Genomic DNA, 17,805 nt, shown 5'->3' on the forward strand with positions numbered 1-17,805 from the left:
TAGAGAGTCGTTGTAAGTTTCGGAAGTTGTGGGAGACGTTTCTTACAGATTAATCAGAAATGCACTTCATTTGGCCGCAGGGTTAACGTTGTACGCTGGTTGCATAAGCTGTTCCTGTTTAACTTACTTATGCAGAGTGTAAATGTGGTCACTATCATTCCGATCCGTGAAGTGCTGATATCCGCAGCGCAAGAAAAAAGCGTTCACCACGATTTTATAAAAAGCGCTATTCCAGACTGGATCAGCCAGGCTTCGCCACACAGAATAAGCGCATTAAAAGGCGCCATTGTCCCACTTCCGGAATGGACTAAAACGGCCTCGTCGATCGAGCATGGACTTCTCAAAAGTGCTATCGAGGAAAGTTGGCGCGCGCAAAACGATGTCGACCGCATACTGCGCGAAGCACAAGATGTGCACGCCTTTGCCGAGCCTCTGCTCCGTCAGGCGCTGAAGAATCAATATGGTGTTGATGTCGACGTCAAAGAAACTTTTTTGCAGTTGTTTTCCCCTGTCCATTTATCCCCATGGGCCATGAATTTCAATAACGGGATGGCCTCCCGTGTGGTGTCGCTACTTGATGCGGCATTGCATAATTTTTCCAGCAAGGAAGTATTAACGTCCGATTCGCAATTCATTACTCGGCCTGATAAGTCAAATCGATTCGAGATAACCGATGTCCGCAACAAAATGAGTATTGAACAGTTCAAGGCGCTTTGTCGCAGCTTGGACATCGGTGCTCAATATAAGGCTTATCTTGAAAGCTATGTGCGTCCCGCCGATGGGGTGGCGCGTGGCGTGTTGCAGCGCAAAGTTATCAGAAGCCAAAAAGCTGCCCTGAACGCAGCCCTGTATCTGGCCATGCTGAAAAAAGATATCTCGTTTGAGGGCTGTCTGGCTGTAAAAAGCCTGCTCAAGGATATTAAAGAGTCGACGTTGGGGGGGCTTCCCGTTCGTTACTATCAGCTGAAAATACTTGATGTTCAGTTAAGAGGGATCGTGCTGATCGCGCCCGATCTTTATATCAACGACGACGCTGCCCGGCGAGTCATTGCCTATGTGCCGCACGATCCGGAACATCCACTGAAAGAGTACGCTTCAAAAGCCGAATTCGCCCGCGAGCTCACTCGCCAGTTACGTGACACAGCAAAGGCCCCAGCAGATTCCACTACCCGCTATCAGCAGTTCTTCAGCCGTTTTGTCGACCATCAGCAACGGGGCCACTTTTTTGCAGCACTCAACGCCGCGCTGGTAGAAATAACCCAGCACGACAAAGTCCCGGGCGTCGATCAGCCAGTATGGCGCGAAACACCCGTGGAGAATCCGCGCCTGTACTTCGACCACGTTCGGTTCGAGTACGACATCGATACAATATTTACTGGCGACCCTTGGCTATATCTCTATCAGCAACAGCAAAACAAAATCCTCAACGATGCCCGGGAAATGGTCATCTCGACGCAAGATGCAGACCGCATGGAGCGCTGGGCGTGGTTCGACAATCTGGAAAAAATGCTTTCCGATATCTTCAATGTCGCGTTGATGGTTGTGGGGCCGTTCATACCCTTTGTGGGTGAGATGATGATGGGCTACATGGTTTATCAGTTGGTCAGTGAGATCGTCGAAGGCATCGTGGATCTGGCTGAAGGTCTGTATCTGGAAGGGGCCGAGCACATCATCGGTTTTGTCGAAAGCGTCATCCAGTTAGTGGCATTCGCCGGCGGCATGAAAATCGGCGGGGAGGTGGTACTGCCCAAACTGTCCTCGTTCATCGAGTCGACAAAACCGGTCACGCTTCCCAACGGCGCCAAACGCCTGTGGAGCCAGGACCTTGAACCCTATCAGAAACAGAACCTGACCCTGGCTGCGGATTCAAAGCCTGATGAAACCTGGCTGCACCAGCATGAGGGCAAGCCGATTCTCAAACTGGACACCAGGCACTTCGAACTCACGAAAGATCGGCAGACCGGCAAACACAGGGTCAAGCATCCGACCCGGCCCGATGCCTATCAACCCGAGTTGAACAGCAACGGTGAAGGTGCATTCGTGATTGAAGGCGAGCAGCCTCATACATGGGATGACACGACCTTGCTGGCGCGACTCGCACCAGACATGGGTGAGCTGGCCGAATCCTACGGGGACATCCGCACGGTCAGTCAGACCGATGCCAACGCGATCCGCCGAATGTATGTCGACAATGAACGGCCCCTGCCTTTACTCAGCGATACCGTGACCCGGTTCCGTATCGACCGCGACGTTCAGACCTTCATCGAGCAGTTGGGCAGTGAACAGGCGCAAGACTATTCAAGCGCCGATGCCGACATGCAATTTCAGCTGCTCGACGGCGTGTGGCCCGGCAAGGCGATTGAACTGGTAGACGCCAGTGGTGAAGTCCTTCGAGTCATTGGTCGCGCGGGCGGACCGCGTGTCCGGATAAACACTAATCGTCTGACCGGCGTCGATCTGGTCAAGACGCTGTTGTCGCACCTTGATGATGCACAACTGAACACCTTGTTGAACGTCGAGTTTGGCATTGAGCCCCGCGCGCCTGAAATGAACGCTAAAAATCTGCGGGCAGAGTTGGCGAAATTGGCCAGGAGCAAGCGCATGTCGCTGTTCGACGCACGCTATCGCCGTATCGAGGCCGCCACGAGTGGCAACGCAAAAACGATCCAGGCCAAAGTACCGGGCCTGCCTGGCACTGTCGCCCGCGATTTGCTGTCAATCGCCACACGTTCAGAAGTTCAGGCGCTTGAGCGCGGGCAGTTACCCGCGCGGCTGGAAAACCTCGCGCGCTGGGGCCTTCGAGACGTGCGGATCAGTCGCGCTTATGAGGGTTTTTACCTGGACTCGGTCGACAGTTCCGATATGGACAGACTGGCGCTGCACTCACTTGAGAATCTCCGAGGCTGGAATCCCGATGTACGCATTGAAGTCCGTCGGTTCGAGTACGGTGGTCGCCTACTCGACAGTATCGGCAAGGACGACGCGGGGATTCGGCGCACGCTCGTCGAGCTTCAGGACTCGACGTTCGTTGCGTATGACGAAGACGGTAACGCCCTGCATTCGGGCATGGATTTGTTTTCCTCTATTTTGCAGGCGTTGCCGGATGCCGAGCGTAATGCGCTGAACATCCATATTGGCCAAGGGCCAAAATTGAAGCTGGCTCTGCGGGACAACGCGTTGAAGCCCTATCAGTTGTTGAAGGTGCTGGACGATCACCCGGTTCTTGATCGCGTCACTTACGATCCTCGATTCATGCGCCTGCGTGGTGGTGCGCCTAACGCTGACGGCGAGCGTGCTGCCTTGGAAGAAATCGGCGAACTCTATGGGGATCTGGTGACAGGGGCGTTCCATCCATCCGTTTCCGAGTTCAAAAGATTCGATTATCTGCGTGGCCTTAAACTGATGCACGACAGCTTTGCGCAGGATTACTTCTACGATCTGGGGGATGCACTGAACGCAGCCAATGCTACCGGCGAGGCCGGGCCTGGCCTGGAAATCGTTCAAAGTATTGAGGCATTGCCTGATCTGCAGAAGCTGATGCTGCCTGAGCAATTCGACTCATTAATCGGCCGTCTGTTTACCGAAGAAGGCCTGGTGCCGCTCACGGAGTCGGAACGAAACCTGGGTATGAATGCGCGGAATCTGGAACAGACCGGGCGCGCAAATGAATACCAGGCGCTATCACGTTCAGTCCGGGAGAATGCTGTAACGCCAAGTCCGGAGCTGGCCGATTTCAGTCATTACGCAGAGTTGCTCTCCCAGTCCGTCGCCACGACCGAGGAACCGATTCAGGTTTCGGCTCAAACCATGGCCAACTTGAAAACGGCACAGGAGGCGATCTATCGAGCCAAGGAGCTCCTGCCCTTGTCGGGCAATCAGTTGCCAAGCATCTGGGAAAACGGCGGTTCGGCAATCGCGAAGATAAAAGGTCTCAGAGGGCTGGACCTGGAGGACGGCGGGTTCACCGCAAAATTGACCACCGCCGAAGCTGCTCGCAAAGCCATCGAAATCAAGGGTGGCAATTGCTCGGAGAACTCGAAAGTTACGTTTTCGATCCTCGCCAGCCAGCCCCGTACGTCCAGCATTCACATTGTCAGGGCCACCCGTTTTGACCATCAATATGTGGTGATGGGTGATGATCTGAGCAATCTCGATGGACTGGTCGTCGCTGACTCCTGGCCGGAGTTTCCCGCGGCGCACCTGGCCAGCAATGGACACTTCGATTTTGAGATGCCGCCGGTGACGACGCTGCCACCTGGGCCCGCCGTCGCCGAGTACAACTTTATCAATGAAGCGCTGCCAGGTCCGGCGACATTGCCTGCGGTTTCCGAGGCGAACACGTTCCGGCAGATAAAGCTTAACAAGCTGTATGAGAGCGGCGCTTACGCCCAATGGACATCATTGGGAGAGCTTGGGCAAACCTACGCTGTCGAGGGTGGCACGCCGGTTTCGTTCGAACGGATACCCGCGTCGGTCATTGAAGACCGGGTTGATGCTTACAATCGATACCTGGACGCTTTCAAGGACATCCTGGACGCTCAGGCGGATGCCGATTGAGGGCAATCTGATGCTTCGGTGGATGAAGGTGTAACAGGGGTTGTCTACACTCCAGAATGAGGCCGCACCCCTCGGTGCGGCAACAAGGAGAAAACTCCATGAAGATGTTGCGTGTCCCTTTGTTGATGATCGGTTTGCTGTTTTGCGCCCAGGGCTTCGCCGCCACTGAGCAACAGAACAAGATGACCACTTGCAACGCTGACGCTACCGCAAAAAGCCTCAAGGGCGATGAGCGCAAAACTTTCATGAGTACCTGCCTCAAAGCGGCGCCGGCCGCCAATGACGCGAAAGCGCTGACACCTCAGCAAGAAAAGATGAAAACCTGCAACGCCACCGCGGCTACCCAGGCTTTGAAAGGCGATGCGCGTAAAGCGTTCATGAGTGATTGCCTGAAGAAAAAATAAACCGAGCGGTCTTTGTTGGGCCGGGAAATTTGTGGCGATTGTGAAGGCCTCTTCGCGAGCAAGCCCGCTCCCACCTTCGACCGAGTTCTTCCAGATGGAATGCGATCGAGTGTGAGAGCGGGCTTGCTCGCGAAGAGGCCGGCATGGACGCTGCAAAAAAACCGCCAATGCCCCACTAAGGTCGACCTACACAATCCCTAGTGCTGGCCTCCGAACGCTGGCAGACTGCCAATCCTTTTACGTCGTTCGTTTTGAGGCTGTATGCCAACGTTTTCTCAACGTCAAGTTCTGCTGCTGATCAGTTGGGTCATCATCTTTGGTGGTTTGCTGCTGGTGATCCCGCTGCGACTGCTGCCCAGCCTGCTGGCCGGGTTGCTGGTGTTCGAACTGGTCAACATGCTCACCCCGCAATTGCAGCGGCTGATCGAAGGCCGGCGGGCGCGCTGGCTGGCGGTGGCGTTATTGGGGACGCTAGTGGTCAGTGTGTTGACGCTGATCTTTGCCGGCGCCATCAGTTTTCTGCTGCACGAAGCGGAAAACCCCGGCGCATCTCTCGACAAATTCATGGTTGTGGTCGACCGTGCGCGCGGGCAATTGCCGCCGTTCATCGACGTCTATCTGCCGGCCAGTGCCGCCGAGTTCCGCGTGGCGATTGGCGAGTGGATGAGCAAGCACCTCAGCGACTTGCAACTGGTGGGCAAGGACGCGGCGCACATGTTTGTGACGCTGCTGATCGGCATGGTGCTGGGGGCGATCATTGCCTTGCAGCGCGTGCCGGACTTGACCAAGCGCAAGCCATTGGCCGCCGCGCTGTTCGACCGCTTGCACCTGCTGGTCCAGGCGTTTCGCAACATCGTGTTCGCCCAGATCAAGATTTCCCTGCTCAACACCTTCTTCACCGGGATTTTCCTGGCGGTGGTCCTGCCGATGTTCGGGATCAAGCTGCCGCTGACCAAAACCCTGATCGTGCTGACGTTCCTGCTAGGGCTGCTGCCGGTGATCGGCAACCTGATATCGAACACCCTGATCACCATCGTCGGCCTGTCGCTGTCGATCTGGGTGGCCGTGGCGGCGCTGGGTTACCTGATTGTTATCCACAAGCTCGAATACTTCCTCAACGCGCGCATTGTCGGCGGGCAGATCAGTGCCAAGTCGTGGGAGTTGCTGCTGGCGATGCTGGTGTTCGAGGCCGCGTTCGGCCTGCCGGGGGTGGTGGCGGGGCCGATTTATTATGCGTACCTGAAGAGCGAGTTGAAGCAGGTGGGGATGGTTTGATCAGGTAGATGTGTGTTGCCTGATCTGACGCTTTCGCGGGCAAGCCACGCTCCCACGGGTTTTGTGTCGTTCGCCGAAAATGGTTACGACACAAAACCTGTGGGAGCGTGGCTTGCCCGCGAAGGGCCCAACTCGGTTTTGGATCAGTCCATCGTGCCGTAACGCTTCATCGCCTCAATCGCCAACCCGCTGCCGATGCTGCCAAAGATGTTCCCTTCCACATGCCGCGCGTTCGGCAACATCGCCGACACGCTGTTGCGCAGCGCCGGAATCCCGCTCGAACCGCCGGTGAAGAACACCGTGTCGACCTGATCGACGCGCACGTTGGCATCGTTCAGCAATTGCGTGACGCTGTTGCGCACGCGCTCCAGCAAGTTGTCGATGGCCGATTCGAACAGCGCCCGGCTCAGCTCCACGCTCAAACCCGGCTCGATGCGGTCCAGCGGCACATGACGGCTGTCGGCGTGGGTCAGCTGGATCTTGGTTTCTTCCACTTCCATGGCCAGCCAGTGGCCGGCGCGCTGGTCGATCAGCTTGAACAGACGATCGATGCCGCCCGTGTCTTCGATGTCGTAACGCATGCTGCCCAGCGCCAGGGTCGACTTCTGCGAGTACACCGAGTTGATGGTGTGCCAGGTCGCCAGGTTCATGTGGTGGCTGGTTGGCATGTAGGCGCCGCTCTTCATGCGACTTCCGTAGCCGAACAGCGGCATCAGGCCTTGCAGGCTCAGCTGCTTGTCAAAGTCGGTCCCGCCGATGTGCACGCCGCCGGTGGCGAGGATGTCATCGTGACGGTTGTCGTGGGTGCGACGCTCCGGGGACAGGCGCACCAGCGAGAAGTCGGACGTACCACCGCCGATGTCGACAATCAGTACCAGCTCTTCCTTCTCGATGGTCGACTCGTAGTCGAATGCCGCCGCAATCGGTTCGTACTGGAACGACACATCCTTGAAGCCAATGGCGCGCGCCACGTCCACCAGGGTGTTCTCGGCTTCCTGGTCGGCCATTTCATCGTCGTCGACGAAGAACACCGGACGGCCGAGTACCACTTCATCGAACTCCCGACCGGCGGCGGTTTCAGCGCGCTTCTTCAATTGACCGATAAACAGACCGAGCAGGTCCTTGAACGGCATCGCCGTGCCGAGGACGCTGGTGTCGTGCTTGATCAGCTTGGAACCCAGCAGGCTCTTGAGCGAGCGCATCAACCGGCCTTCATAGCCTTCCAGGTACTCGTGCAGCGCCAGCCGGCCGTACACCGGGCGGCGTTCTTCCATATTGAAGAAGACCACCGACGGCAGGGTGATCTTGTCGTCCTCCAGCGCGATCAGCGTTTCCATGCCGGGGCGCAGCCAGCCGACGGTGGAGTTGGACGTGCCAAAGTCGATACCACAGGCACGGGCTGGAGATGCGTTTTTCATGTCTTTCGAGTTCCGGTTAAAAAACGGCCGCGCAGTGTATGTCAGTGCGGCGAATATTCGAAGGCCGACTATCCGCTAAATCTCAGCTATTAGCGCCTTGAAAGACTATCCTTTGCCCCAAACTTGTCTGCATTGGGCCTGGCAGCCACAGGACGGTCGCAAGAACCGCCCGCCGCTGCCGATAAACTTCTGATGCGCTGCCCGGTCAACAACTTGAGATCGGTCAACCTGGCGGCTGGCAATGAGCGCAGACTGCCGGTGGCGGCGCGATATCGATAACGGATGGTGATTCCCTCGATGGACTTCAAAGACTATTACAAGATTCTCGGTGTGGAGCCGACGGCTGACGATAAGGCGATCAAGGCCGCCTATCGCAAGCTGGCGCGCAAATACCACCCGGACGTCAGCAAGGAAAAGGACGCCGAGTCCAAGTTCAAGGACGCCTCGGAAGCCTATGAAGCGCTGAAAAGTGCCGACAAGCGCGCCGAATATGACGACTTGCGCAAATATGGCCAGCACGGCCAGCCGTTCCAGGGGCCGCCGGGTTGGCAGGGTCGTGGTGGCGGTGGTTTTGGTGGTGGCGGTCAGGACACTGGCGATTTTTCGGACTTTTTCAGTTCGATTTTCGGCAACCGTGGCCCGGGCTTTGGTGGTGGACAGTCGGGCCGCAGCGCCGGGCGTCGAGGGCAAGACGTGGAAATGGAACTTGGGATTTTCCTGGAAGAAACCCTCTCGAACGAATCGAAGAAGGTCACCTTCCAGGTGCCGCAGTACAACGCTGCCGGCCAGCACGTCAGCAATACCAGCAAAAGCCTGAATGTGAAAATCCCCGCCGGTGTGACCGACGGCGAGCGCATCCGCCTCAAGGGCCAGGGTGCGCCGGGTGTCGGTGGCGGCGCTAATGGTGACTTGTTCCTGATCATTCGCTTTGCGCCGCACCCCAAGTTTGACGTCGAAGGCGAGAACCTGATCATTACCTTGCCGCTGGCTCCATGGGAGTTGGCGCTGGGTACCGAAGTGGCAGTGCCTACACTGACAGGCAAGATCAACCTCAAGGTGCCGGCCGGCAGCCAGAATGGCCAGCGCATGCGCGCCAAGGGGCACGGTCTGCTGAACAAGGCGGGCGAGCGTGGCTACCTGTTCGTGCAATTGAAGGCGGTCATGCCCAAGACCTCAAGCGATGAGGTCAAGGCGCTGTGGCAGGAACTGGCGAAAAAAGCCGCTTTCGACCCGAGAGAACATTTCTGATCCAAGAGACGGAGTAGCCCATCATGAGCAACCCCCTGATCGTTCAACTGGACATGGCAGAATTCTGTGAGGCGACCGACCTGTCGGACGTCTACGTGATCGAAATCGTCGAGCACGGCATCCTCGAACCTCAGGGCACGCAGCCCAAGGATTGGCGTTTCAACGATTACGAATTGGCACTGGCCAAGCGTGCCGCCAAGCTGCGGCGCGATCTGGAACTGGAGTGGGAAGGCGTCGCCCTGGCGCTGGACCTGCTTGAAGAGGTCCAGCAACTGCGAGCCGAGAATCGCATGCTCAAGCAGCGGTTGGGGCGGTTGGTGGTTGAGTAGGTGTTCTGATGTTTTTGCGTTGCCTGTTCGGGCGCTATCGCGAGCAGGCTCACTCCCACAGTTGACCGAGTTCTTTCAGACGGAATACGGTCGAATGTGGGAGTGAGCCGGCTCCGGGCGGCGTTCCGACGAAGAACGATAACGCGGTCTGTCGGAATTACACCTTGCGCGGCAACACCACGGTAAACATCGTGCCATCAGCTTCGCTGGAGCTGACCTCAATCGTCCCACCGTGCGCATCGACCACTTCCTTGACGATAAACAACCCCAGGCCAAGGCTGGTGGATGGCTGGCCGAGCTCTTCGTCGGCGCTGCGCACCAACGGATCGAAAATCGTGCCGATCGCCTCCTCCGAAATTGGAACGCCGTGGTTATGCACCGTGAGGCGAACCGTGTCTGGTTCGCCTGTGAGGGTCACCGTTACGTCACGCTTGTTCAAACCATGCTGCAACGCGTTGCCGATCAGGTTCTGCAACAGTTGGCGAACCCGTCCGGCATCCCAGACACCTCGGGTGTCTCCCGCTACGTTGACGATGGGATCGCATTCCGGGTTACCGGCGCAGGCTTCGGCAATCGCCGCATGGGCGGCATCGGCCAGGTCCATGGGCGCCGGTTCGATCGGCAGGCTTTTACCCAGGCGACTGCGCACTAGCTCCAGCAAATCGCTGACCATCACCGCCATGTGCCGCGCGCCATGCTTGATGTTGACCGCGCAGGCCAGTGCATCGCCTTCAAGCGTTACTTTGCGCATCAGCATTTCAGTGGACATGCTCACCGCTTGCAACGGTGCCCGCAGGTCATGCCCGAGTATCGCCAAAAAGATATCCCGCGAACGATTGACCTGCTCGGCGTAGGCCGCAGTGGACTCGGCGAGTGCTTCGTCAATGGCTTCGTTGAAACGGATCATGTCCTGGAAATAGGCCAGGTCCGGCGACTCCAGACTGTTGACCCACAAACGGATGACACACGCGCGCAAATGACGGAACTCCGACGTCATCTGCACCAGATCAAACCCCACGGTATGCCGCAGTTCGCCATGACTGGCGGCGGCCTCGTCCAGGCTCGGGGTTTTTTCCGGGCCTTCGCCCTTGGCTTTGGCCATCTGTTCGCTGGAGGTTTGCGCGGTGGTCATGTCTCGTGCCGCGGCCAACAAAATGGCCTTGGCGTGATCACGCAAGGCGACCCTGTCCATGTGCTCGGCCGCCGGAGTGATGGTGCTGGCGAACTGCTCCCATTCATCGACGATACGGTCCACGTGTTGCCTGATGAATTCGGGTAGGCGCATGTGCGGTTTCCTGGTGGGAAGTCTGGCGCATCTTAGCCCCTTTGTTGCCCGCTAAAAACTACCGTTACGCGGTGGGGCTCTTTTCGGCGGTGTTTGGGTGGTAATTACCTGTTTTTTTGATTCTTAAATCGAATGCGATCTCGATGTATTACTGATTTCATCACTGTTTTTTGATCTTTTGTTTTTGCAGCCAATCAATAATCTGGTCGCTCCTTTCATCGCATAAGGATTTGCGAAATGAACGAGCTTTCGGGTACTTCGGCGTTACAAATAATCACCGGATATGTAGGAGAAGAGGGTGAACGCGATGTTTATCGTGATTATCTTCTGAGCAAACTGCCCTCGCCGATAAAAGACGCCCCTGCCTCACGCCTTGTTTCAATTGCCGATTCGAAGCCGGAGTTTCCTGAGTGGTATTTGAATTCGAGGGCCATGGATCGCCAGTACCTCAAGGCGTTGATCGACGAGCACTGGCGCGTCCAGGGTCCATTGGACGATACGCTGGAGAATGTGCAGAAGGACATTCACGTCTTTGCCGAGCCCTTGCTTGTTCAAGCATTGAAAGAGCAGTTGAATCTTGAACTGGACGTCAACACAACGCTGATTCGACTGTATATCCCGGCCAAACTGGGCATTGGCATCGATACCAATGCCAGTCGGCTAAGAGAGTCCTCATTGCTGGAAGCTGCGTTGCACAATTTTGAAGAGCCCGAAACGCAGCAGGGGGCGTTTCGCGAGGGTTCAGGCATCTTCATCCGGGACGAAGAAAACCAACTTCAGCGGCAGGCGCTGACAGTCGAGAGATTTGCTGCCCTGTGTCGGGGGCTCGATATCGGTGCGCAATATCAGCAGCACATCAAGGCGTTACTGACACCCGATGCGGTCGCGGCCAAAGCGACCGTTGAGCGGCAATGTACGGCCAGTGAAAAAGCGGCTTTCAACGAATCGGCGCTTATCGCTTATCTGAAAAAAGACATCACTTCCCATGGCTACGGGAAACTTCGGCAGATTCGTGACAATGAACAAGGCATTTTGATGGGGCGTCGTCCCTTGCACTGCCATCGGCTTTCGATCATGGGTTTCACGCTGTCCGGTGTTGTGTTGTTTAGTGCAGTGGCGGACCCTTCAAAAATCAAAAGAACTTACGACGCGCTGATTCCGCAGCATCAACGAACGATGTTGGAGTGGTCACGCCGTCTGACACTGCTCCCGGGACAGGAGTTTGAGCAGTTCAAGTTGCTCGAGGCGTTTTTCGCCAATGGCCCCAGTGGCCTGGTCGATGCCATGTTGCAAAGGAATGATGTTTATCAACAAAGCCGTCTCGACGGGACGTTGATTGCGTTTGTACCGGATGATCCGGAGCACCCCTTCAAAGAATACGGGTCCTTCACTGATTTCATGAAGGAACTGACGAGCCAGCTGCGCTCGCCGAGCTATCAAGAGTTTTTCAGCCGTTTCGTGGCGCAAAAAGACAAGGGCAAGTTTTTTGCCCGGGTTCGCGAGCGCCTCTCGACGTTCACCTGGCAACAGCGTGAACCCCTGGACATGGGGCCGTGGTGGCGAGAGACCGCGGTCGAGAATGCCGATGCGGAGCCTGTCACCAATATCATCCCCGGCGATCTCTGGCCGCAAATGGGCTTATGGCGCAGGGGGAAAACGATTGCAGATGCGCGGCAAATCGCCGTACCAACCGGCGATGAAGACGCCACCACCCGCTGGAATCGCCTGAGCAGTTATCTGAACATCGGTTGGAACGTGTTCAACTTTGGCGCCATGCTGGTTCCCTACCTGGGCGAAGCGATGCTGGCCATCATGGTCGGGCAGATGCTCTTCGAAACCATGGAAGGCATCGAAGACTGGAGCAAGGGAGACAAGGAAGAAGCGGCGGCCCATCTCACGGGTGTCATGATCAATTTCGCGCAGTTGGCAATCATGGCGGCCGGGCATGTCTTGCCCTCCGGTGCGGCTGCGTCTGTCAAACCTTCGGCTTTCATCGACCAGTTGAAAAAGGTCGAGCGGCCTGACGGCAAGACGCGCCTCTGGAACCCGGACCTTTCGCCCTACGCCCATGACCTGGCATTGCCCAATGAGGTGAAGCCAAACGAGCAGGGTCTGTATCGGTACAGCGGAAAAGACATCCTCAAGCATGAAAACCAACACTTCGAAGTTATCAACGATCCACACACCGGCCAGCCGCGCTTGCGTCATCCGAGTCGGCCGCAGGCTTATCAACCGAAGCTGGAGCACAACGGTGCCGGCATCTGGAAAACAGAACTCGATCGCCCCCTCGAGTGGGACAAAACCACACTCATGCGGCGCATGGGGCCGACGGTCGAGGGTTTCTCTGACAACACGCTGGAGCAGATTCGTCTTGTCAGTGGAATAGAAGAGGACGAATTGCGCAGGTTGCATGTCGTCAGCGATCCTCCGCCAGCGTTGCTGACCAACACCATCGAGCGCTTCAAGGCCTGGGCTGATGTGCAGAAGCTGCCCGGGCAGATAAGGCTCAATGAGGTTCCGCAAGCGTTCGTCGAGCAGGTGCCCAAGTTGCTGGTTGAACTGCCGAGATGGCCCGAGCAAAAAAGTATTGAGCTCGTTGATGGCGCCGGGCACGGGGGAAGCTCGATAACGTTTGGCAACATCGATGCGTTGCCGGCCAACACGCTGAAGGTAAGCCGTGCCGAAGTCCGTGCAGGGAAACTGCCGGAGCTCGCCGTGAAGTTTGCGAACGAGGCCGACATCCACGCGATGCTCGGGCAGGGCATTTCTACTGACGAGCAAGTCCGCATCGATGCCTTGAAAAACCAGCTTGCCGAGCGGGCAGGTAATCGGCGCGGCCCTCTGTTTGAGGCGCTTGATCGTCGTCTGCAACAGACCAACGACCCGCAAGTGCTGGTGCTTCAGGATGCGTTCAACGGACTCCCCACGGCGATAGCCCGGGAGTTGCTGGCCGACATCGAACCGCAAGACCTGCTCAAGATCACCGAGCCGTCGCGCATTCCCTTGCAGCTCAGGGAGCGTGTGAGAGTCACCTTGCAGGCGATACGAACCGCGCGCGCTTATGAAGGGCTCTTCCTCGACTCGCCATACGGTGTCGACACCGAGCGGCTGGCGTTGCACTCGTTGCAAGCATTGCCCAACTGGCCCGACAACGTCCGGATCGAAATCCGTGAATATTCATTCGACGGACCGTTGCGCGACAGCGTCGGCCCGGCAGATGCCGCCCACCCCAGAATCCTGGTCAGCGAGGACGGTCAGTACCAGGCACGCGATGCCGATGATCTTCATTTGCACGGCGCCGATAATCTTTACGCCTCGGTGTTGCATGCCCTGCCTGATGCCGAACGAAACGCGCTGGGGTATCACGTCAATCAAGGCTCCACACTCAAGCACGCCATTCAAAAAGCGCCGTTGCCACGCGACACGTTCAGTGCCCTTCTCGCGGATAACCCTGTGCGCAAACCGATGTTCGACCCCGCCACGATGCGACTGCGTGGCGGCATGCGCGGGGTTTCGCAGGGGGTGCGTCAAGTCACCGGACTCATCACACCGCAAGAGCGGATCCGTGTCGTCCGCCCCGGATGGACGGAGGCCGAAGCCTTGGCGTATCTGGAGGCGGGTGGCAGCGAAGTCAGTCTGGAGCAGAGGGCGAGCGCACTCGAAGCGGAGTTCGATCGGCTCAACGCCAACTTTCAACGCTGGCTGAACTCGCCGACCAACGCGTTTCGCTTCACGCCTGCCGGCATCGCCGAATGGCAGTCCAGAAATGCGTTATACAAAGCGGTCAGGGAGTGCTGGCAGCAAACCGGGTTGCGCGATGTGGATGCGTTCGGCGATTTGCACGGCGTTGTACTCGACCTGGAAAACTTTCCGCTGGGGCGTCATCTGGGCACCCTGCCCTCACTGGAGGGTAATTTCGATCATGTCACTCGCCTCAATCTGAACCGGACCCAACTGACCGACGCGCATATTTCCTTCCTGGATCATTTCCCACGCTTGCGTTCGCTCAACGTCAACGGCAATTCGCTCACGCGGTTTCCTCGGGCTATAGGCCGAATGCGCACGTTGACGGAACTGAACATGCGAGGAAACCGGATTGTGCTGGATGCGCCGGCGATCGCAGACCTGCGCAACCTGACTCGACTTCATATCCTGGACCTGCTCGGTAATCCGTTGGGGCGAGTCCCGGATATTGGCAGCATGAGGATGTTACATACGCTGATCCTGGCCGATACCGGCGTTCATACCTGGCCCGACGGGTTGTTCGCACAACCGCGGTTCCGGCATTTTTACCTGGATATACAGAGTAACGAGATCACGCAAATTCCAACGGTGCCCCGTGGTTCCGTCCAGGCGGAACTGCTGGCGCGCACGATGTTGAACAGGGAGCCGCCGTGGTTGGCGGAGGCCAATCTGCAGACGCTCAGGGACTACATCGAGTCTGTCGGCATGGACCCTGATCGACCGTATCCGCCGCGTGGTGTGCGCGACAGTCTCGACTGGGAAGCCGGCATGACGCGTCCGGAGTGGGTGGCGAAACAAGAGGTCTGGAACAGCGTCGAGGATGAGATCGGTTCGGTCGGGTTTTTCAATGAGATTCGTAAACTCACCGAGTCGGGGCATTTCAAGCGCGACCCTGGGTTCCGGGTCGATGTAACCGCCAAGGTCTGGCGAATGCTCGAGGCCATGGCGAAAAATACCGGGTTACGGCAAAAACTCTTCACGATGTCCACCGTGCCCACGGCGTGCGTCGATGCGGGCGCGCAGCTGTTCAACGCCATGGGGATGGAGGTGCTGATTCATGAGGCCTATGAACTGGCAAATCCCGCGTTGGTCGAGGGTGAGCTGGTGTCGCTGGCGCGGGGCAAGTCACGTCTGGATGAATTGAGCAGGATCGCCCGCAAAACGATTGCCGAGCGCGAGGTACTGGGCGAGCAGTTCAGGCGCCTTGATGCGACGGGCGAGGTGACGGGCACGATTGATGAGGTTGAAGTTCACCTGGCATTCATGACGGACCTTGCCGACCGGCTGGATCTGCCCTGGCAGTCTCGGAAAATGCAGTTCAGGAAGATCGCCGGCGTCACGCCCGCGATGATCGAGTCTGCGTACCGCCGTGTGCTTGACCTTGAAGAGGGGGAGCTGCTCGGTGATCTGCTGATCGATCAGCCATTCTGGTCATCCTACGTCGAGGGCTCCAACCGAAGTGCTTTCAAAGGCTTCAGGCGCCGGATCGATGCCACCACAGAGTTCTACATGGCGTTGGACGAGCGCGCGACCGACACCACGCTTTCCCTTGAGCAAAAGACTCGGTTGAAGGAAGAACTCAGGGTGCTTGGCGCGGAACTGAACAAACCGGAAAGCGACTTTGCGCCGGGACGGGTCATGACCGAAGCGGAATATGCCGCTGAGTTGAATGTCATCGATGAAGACAAAAACGCGTTGGTCAAAACCCTCACACAGCAGGCGATCGACCGGGCAAAACTGCAAAGGGTAGAAATCCCCTTAGCCGTACAACCGAACGCCTGATCGCAGTTGCTTTTCGCAGGGGCCTGGCGTGTCAGGCCCCTCGAACGATCAAAACAGGAAGTAACGCTGGGCCATCGGCAGTACATCCGCTGGCTCACACCACAACAAAACCCCATCAGCCTTGACCTGATACGTCTGCGGGTCGACATCAATGTTCGGCAGATAGTCGTTGTGGATCAAGTCGGTTTTCTGCACGTCGCGGCAACCTTTGACCACGGCGATTTTCTTCTTCAAACCCAAGGCTTCGGGCAACCCGGCCTCCTGCGCGGCCTGGCTGATGAAGGTCAGGCTGGTGGCGTGCAACGAGCCGCCGTAGCTGGCAAACATCGGACGGTAATGCACCGGTTGCGGTGTTGGAATTGAAGCATTGGCATCGCCCATCAGGCTGGCCGCGATGGCGCCGCCCTTGAGGATCAAGGTCGGTTTGACGCCGAAAAACGCCGGACGCCAAAGCACCAGGTCCGCCCATTTGCCCACTTCAACCGAGCCCACTTCATGACTGATGCCATGGGTGATCGCCGGGTTGATCGTGTACTTGGCGATGTAGCGTTTGGCGCGGAAGTTGTCATTGCCTTCGCCATCACCGGGTAGCGCGCCGCGCTGTTTTTTCATCTTGTCGGCGGTTTGCCAGGTGCGCGTGATCACTTCACCGACGCGGCCCATGGCCTGGCTGTCGGAGCTGATCATCGAGAACGCGCCGAGGTCGTGCAGGATGTCTTCGGCGGCAATCGTTTCGCGGCGGATGCGGCTTTCGGCGAAGGCCACGTCTTCGGCAATGCTCGGGTCCAGGTGGTGGCAGACCATCAGCATGTCGAGGTGTTCGTCGATGGTGTTGCGGGTGAACGGCCGGGTCGGGTTGGTCGAGCTCGGCAGCACGTTGGCGAAACCGCAGGCCTTGATGATGTCCGGGGCATGACCGCCGCCCGCGCCTTCGGTGTGATAGGTGTGGATGGTGCGGCCCTTGAAGGCGGCGAGGGTGGTTTCGACGAAGCCCGATTCGTTGAGGGTGTCGGTGTGGATGGCGACCTGCACGTCGTATTGATCGGCAACGGTCAGGCAGTTGTCGATACTCGCCGGGGTGGTGCCCCAGTCTTCATGAAGCTTGAGGCCGATGGCGCCGGCCTTGACCTGTTCGATCAACGGCTCCGGCAGGCTGGCATTGCCCTTGCCAGTGAGGCCGATGTTCATCGGGAACGCATCGGCGGCCTGAAGCATGCGCGCCAGGTGCCACGGCCCGGAGGTGCAGGTGGTGGCGTTGGTGCCGGTGGCCGGCCCGGTGCCGCCGCCGATCATGGTGGTGACGCCGCTCATCAGCGCTTCTTCGATCTGCTGTGGGCAGATGAAATGGATGTGGGTGTCGATGCCGCCCGCAGTGAGGATCATGCCTTCGCCGGCGATGACTTCGGTGCTCGCGCCGACCGCGATGGTCACGTTCGGCTGGATGTCCGGGTTGCCGGCCTTGCCGATGCCGGCGATGCGTCCGTCCTTGAGTCCGACGTCGGCTTTGACGATGCCCCAGTGGTCGATGATCAGCGCGTTGGTGATCAGGGTGTCGACGACTTCGGCGGCCAGCAGCTGGCTCTGGCCCTGGCCGTCGCGGATGACTTTGCCGCCGCCGAATTTCACTTCTTCGCCGTAAGTGGTGAAGTCTTTTTCCACCTCGATCCACAGCTCGGTATCGGCCAGGCGGACCTTGTCACCGACGGTGGGGCCGAACATGTCGGCGTAGGCTTGTCTAGAGATTTTCATGCGCATGCCTTGGG

General features: G+C 57.8%; 9 protein-coding genes. 6 read left to right on the plus strand and 3 right to left on the minus strand.

Features of this window, described 5'->3' with window-relative positions; all coding sequences use genetic code 11:
- Positions 1–144 precede the first annotated feature (144 nt).
- The 3 genes from ACYZTY_RS01500 (at position 145) to ACYZTY_RS01510 (ending at position 6,236) form a co-directional block, all read left to right on the plus strand.
- On the plus strand, positions 145–4,557 hold the full coding sequence (locus tag ACYZTY_RS01500; protein ID WP_461957015.1) for a dermonecrotic toxin domain-containing protein: 4,413 nt from the start codon (positions 145–147) through the stop codon (positions 4,555–4,557).
- 98 nt (positions 4,558–4,655) lie between these two features.
- A complete protein-coding gene (locus tag ACYZTY_RS01505; protein WP_461957016.1) occupies positions 4,656–4,961 on the plus strand; it encodes a PsiF family protein in 306 nt (101 codons plus the stop codon).
- Positions 4,962–5,222: 261 nt separating this feature from the next.
- Entirely contained in the window at positions 5,223–6,236 is a 1,014-nt protein-coding gene (locus ACYZTY_RS01510) for an AI-2E family transporter (protein ID WP_282376737.1), read from the plus strand.
- A gap of 143 nt (positions 6,237–6,379) precedes the next feature.
- Here the strand turns inward: ACYZTY_RS01510 and ACYZTY_RS01515 are convergent, their stop codons facing one another.
- Entirely contained in the window at positions 6,380–7,654 is a 1,275-nt protein-coding gene (locus ACYZTY_RS01515) for an Hsp70 family protein (RefSeq protein ID WP_033055595.1), read from the minus strand.
- Between the two features lie 297 nt (positions 7,655–7,951).
- On the opposite strand from ACYZTY_RS01515, the gene ACYZTY_RS01520 reads away from it, so the two are divergent.
- A complete protein-coding gene (locus ACYZTY_RS01520) occupies positions 7,952–8,902 on the plus strand; it encodes a DnaJ C-terminal domain-containing protein (protein ID WP_461957017.1) in 951 nt (316 codons plus the stop codon).
- A 23-nt stretch (positions 8,903–8,925) separates the two neighbouring features.
- On the plus strand, positions 8,926–9,231 hold the full coding sequence (locus tag ACYZTY_RS01525) for a chaperone modulator CbpM (RefSeq protein WP_461957018.1): 306 nt from the start codon (positions 8,926–8,928) through the stop codon (positions 9,229–9,231).
- A 157-nt stretch (positions 9,232–9,388) separates the two neighbouring features.
- Here ACYZTY_RS01525 and ACYZTY_RS01530 read toward each other — a convergent pair whose 3' ends face one another.
- Entirely contained in the window at positions 9,389–10,516 is a 1,128-nt protein-coding gene (locus ACYZTY_RS01530) for a sensor histidine kinase (RefSeq protein ID WP_461957019.1), read from the minus strand.
- A gap of 237 nt (positions 10,517–10,753) precedes the next feature.
- Here ACYZTY_RS01530 and ACYZTY_RS01535 point away from each other — a divergent pair, with 237 nt between their 5' ends.
- Complete coding sequence (locus tag ACYZTY_RS01535) at positions 10,754–16,042, plus strand: NEL-type E3 ubiquitin ligase domain-containing protein (protein WP_461957020.1); 5,289 nt, start codon at positions 10,754–10,756, stop codon at positions 16,040–16,042.
- Between the two features lie 48 nt (positions 16,043–16,090).
- Here ACYZTY_RS01535 and ureC read toward each other — a convergent pair whose 3' ends face one another.
- On the minus strand, positions 16,091–17,791 hold the full coding sequence (gene ureC / locus ACYZTY_RS01540; protein WP_461957021.1) for an urease subunit alpha: 1,701 nt from the start codon (positions 17,789–17,791) through the stop codon (positions 16,091–16,093).
- Positions 17,792–17,805 lie beyond the last annotated feature (14 nt).

It is taken from the genome of Pseudomonas sp. LB1P83, from assembly GCF_054897885.1.

Coding starts and splice junctions, on each gene's coding strand:
- ACYZTY_RS01505 (WP_461957016.1), top strand. CDS start 4,656: ATGAAGATGTTGCGTGTCCCTTTGTTGATGATCGGTTTGCTGTTTTGC.
- ACYZTY_RS01510 (WP_282376737.1), top strand. CDS start 5,223: ATGCCAACGTTTTCTCAACGTCAAGTTCTGCTGCTGATCAGTTGGGTC.
- ACYZTY_RS01515 (WP_033055595.1), bottom strand. CDS start 7,654: ATGAAAAACGCATCTCCAGCCCGTGCCTGTGGTATCGACTTTGGCACG.
- ACYZTY_RS01520 (WP_461957017.1), top strand. CDS start 7,952: ATGGACTTCAAAGACTATTACAAGATTCTCGGTGTGGAGCCGACGGCT.
- ACYZTY_RS01525 (WP_461957018.1), top strand. CDS start 8,926: ATGAGCAACCCCCTGATCGTTCAACTGGACATGGCAGAATTCTGTGAG.
- ACYZTY_RS01530 (WP_461957019.1), bottom strand. CDS start 10,516: ATGCGCCTACCCGAATTCATCAGGCAACACGTGGACCGTATCGTCGAT.
- ACYZTY_RS01535 (WP_461957020.1), top strand. CDS start 10,754: ATGAACGAGCTTTCGGGTACTTCGGCGTTACAAATAATCACCGGATAT.
- ureC (WP_461957021.1), bottom strand. CDS start 17,791: ATGAAAATCTCTAGACAAGCCTACGCCGACATGTTCGGCCCCACCGTC.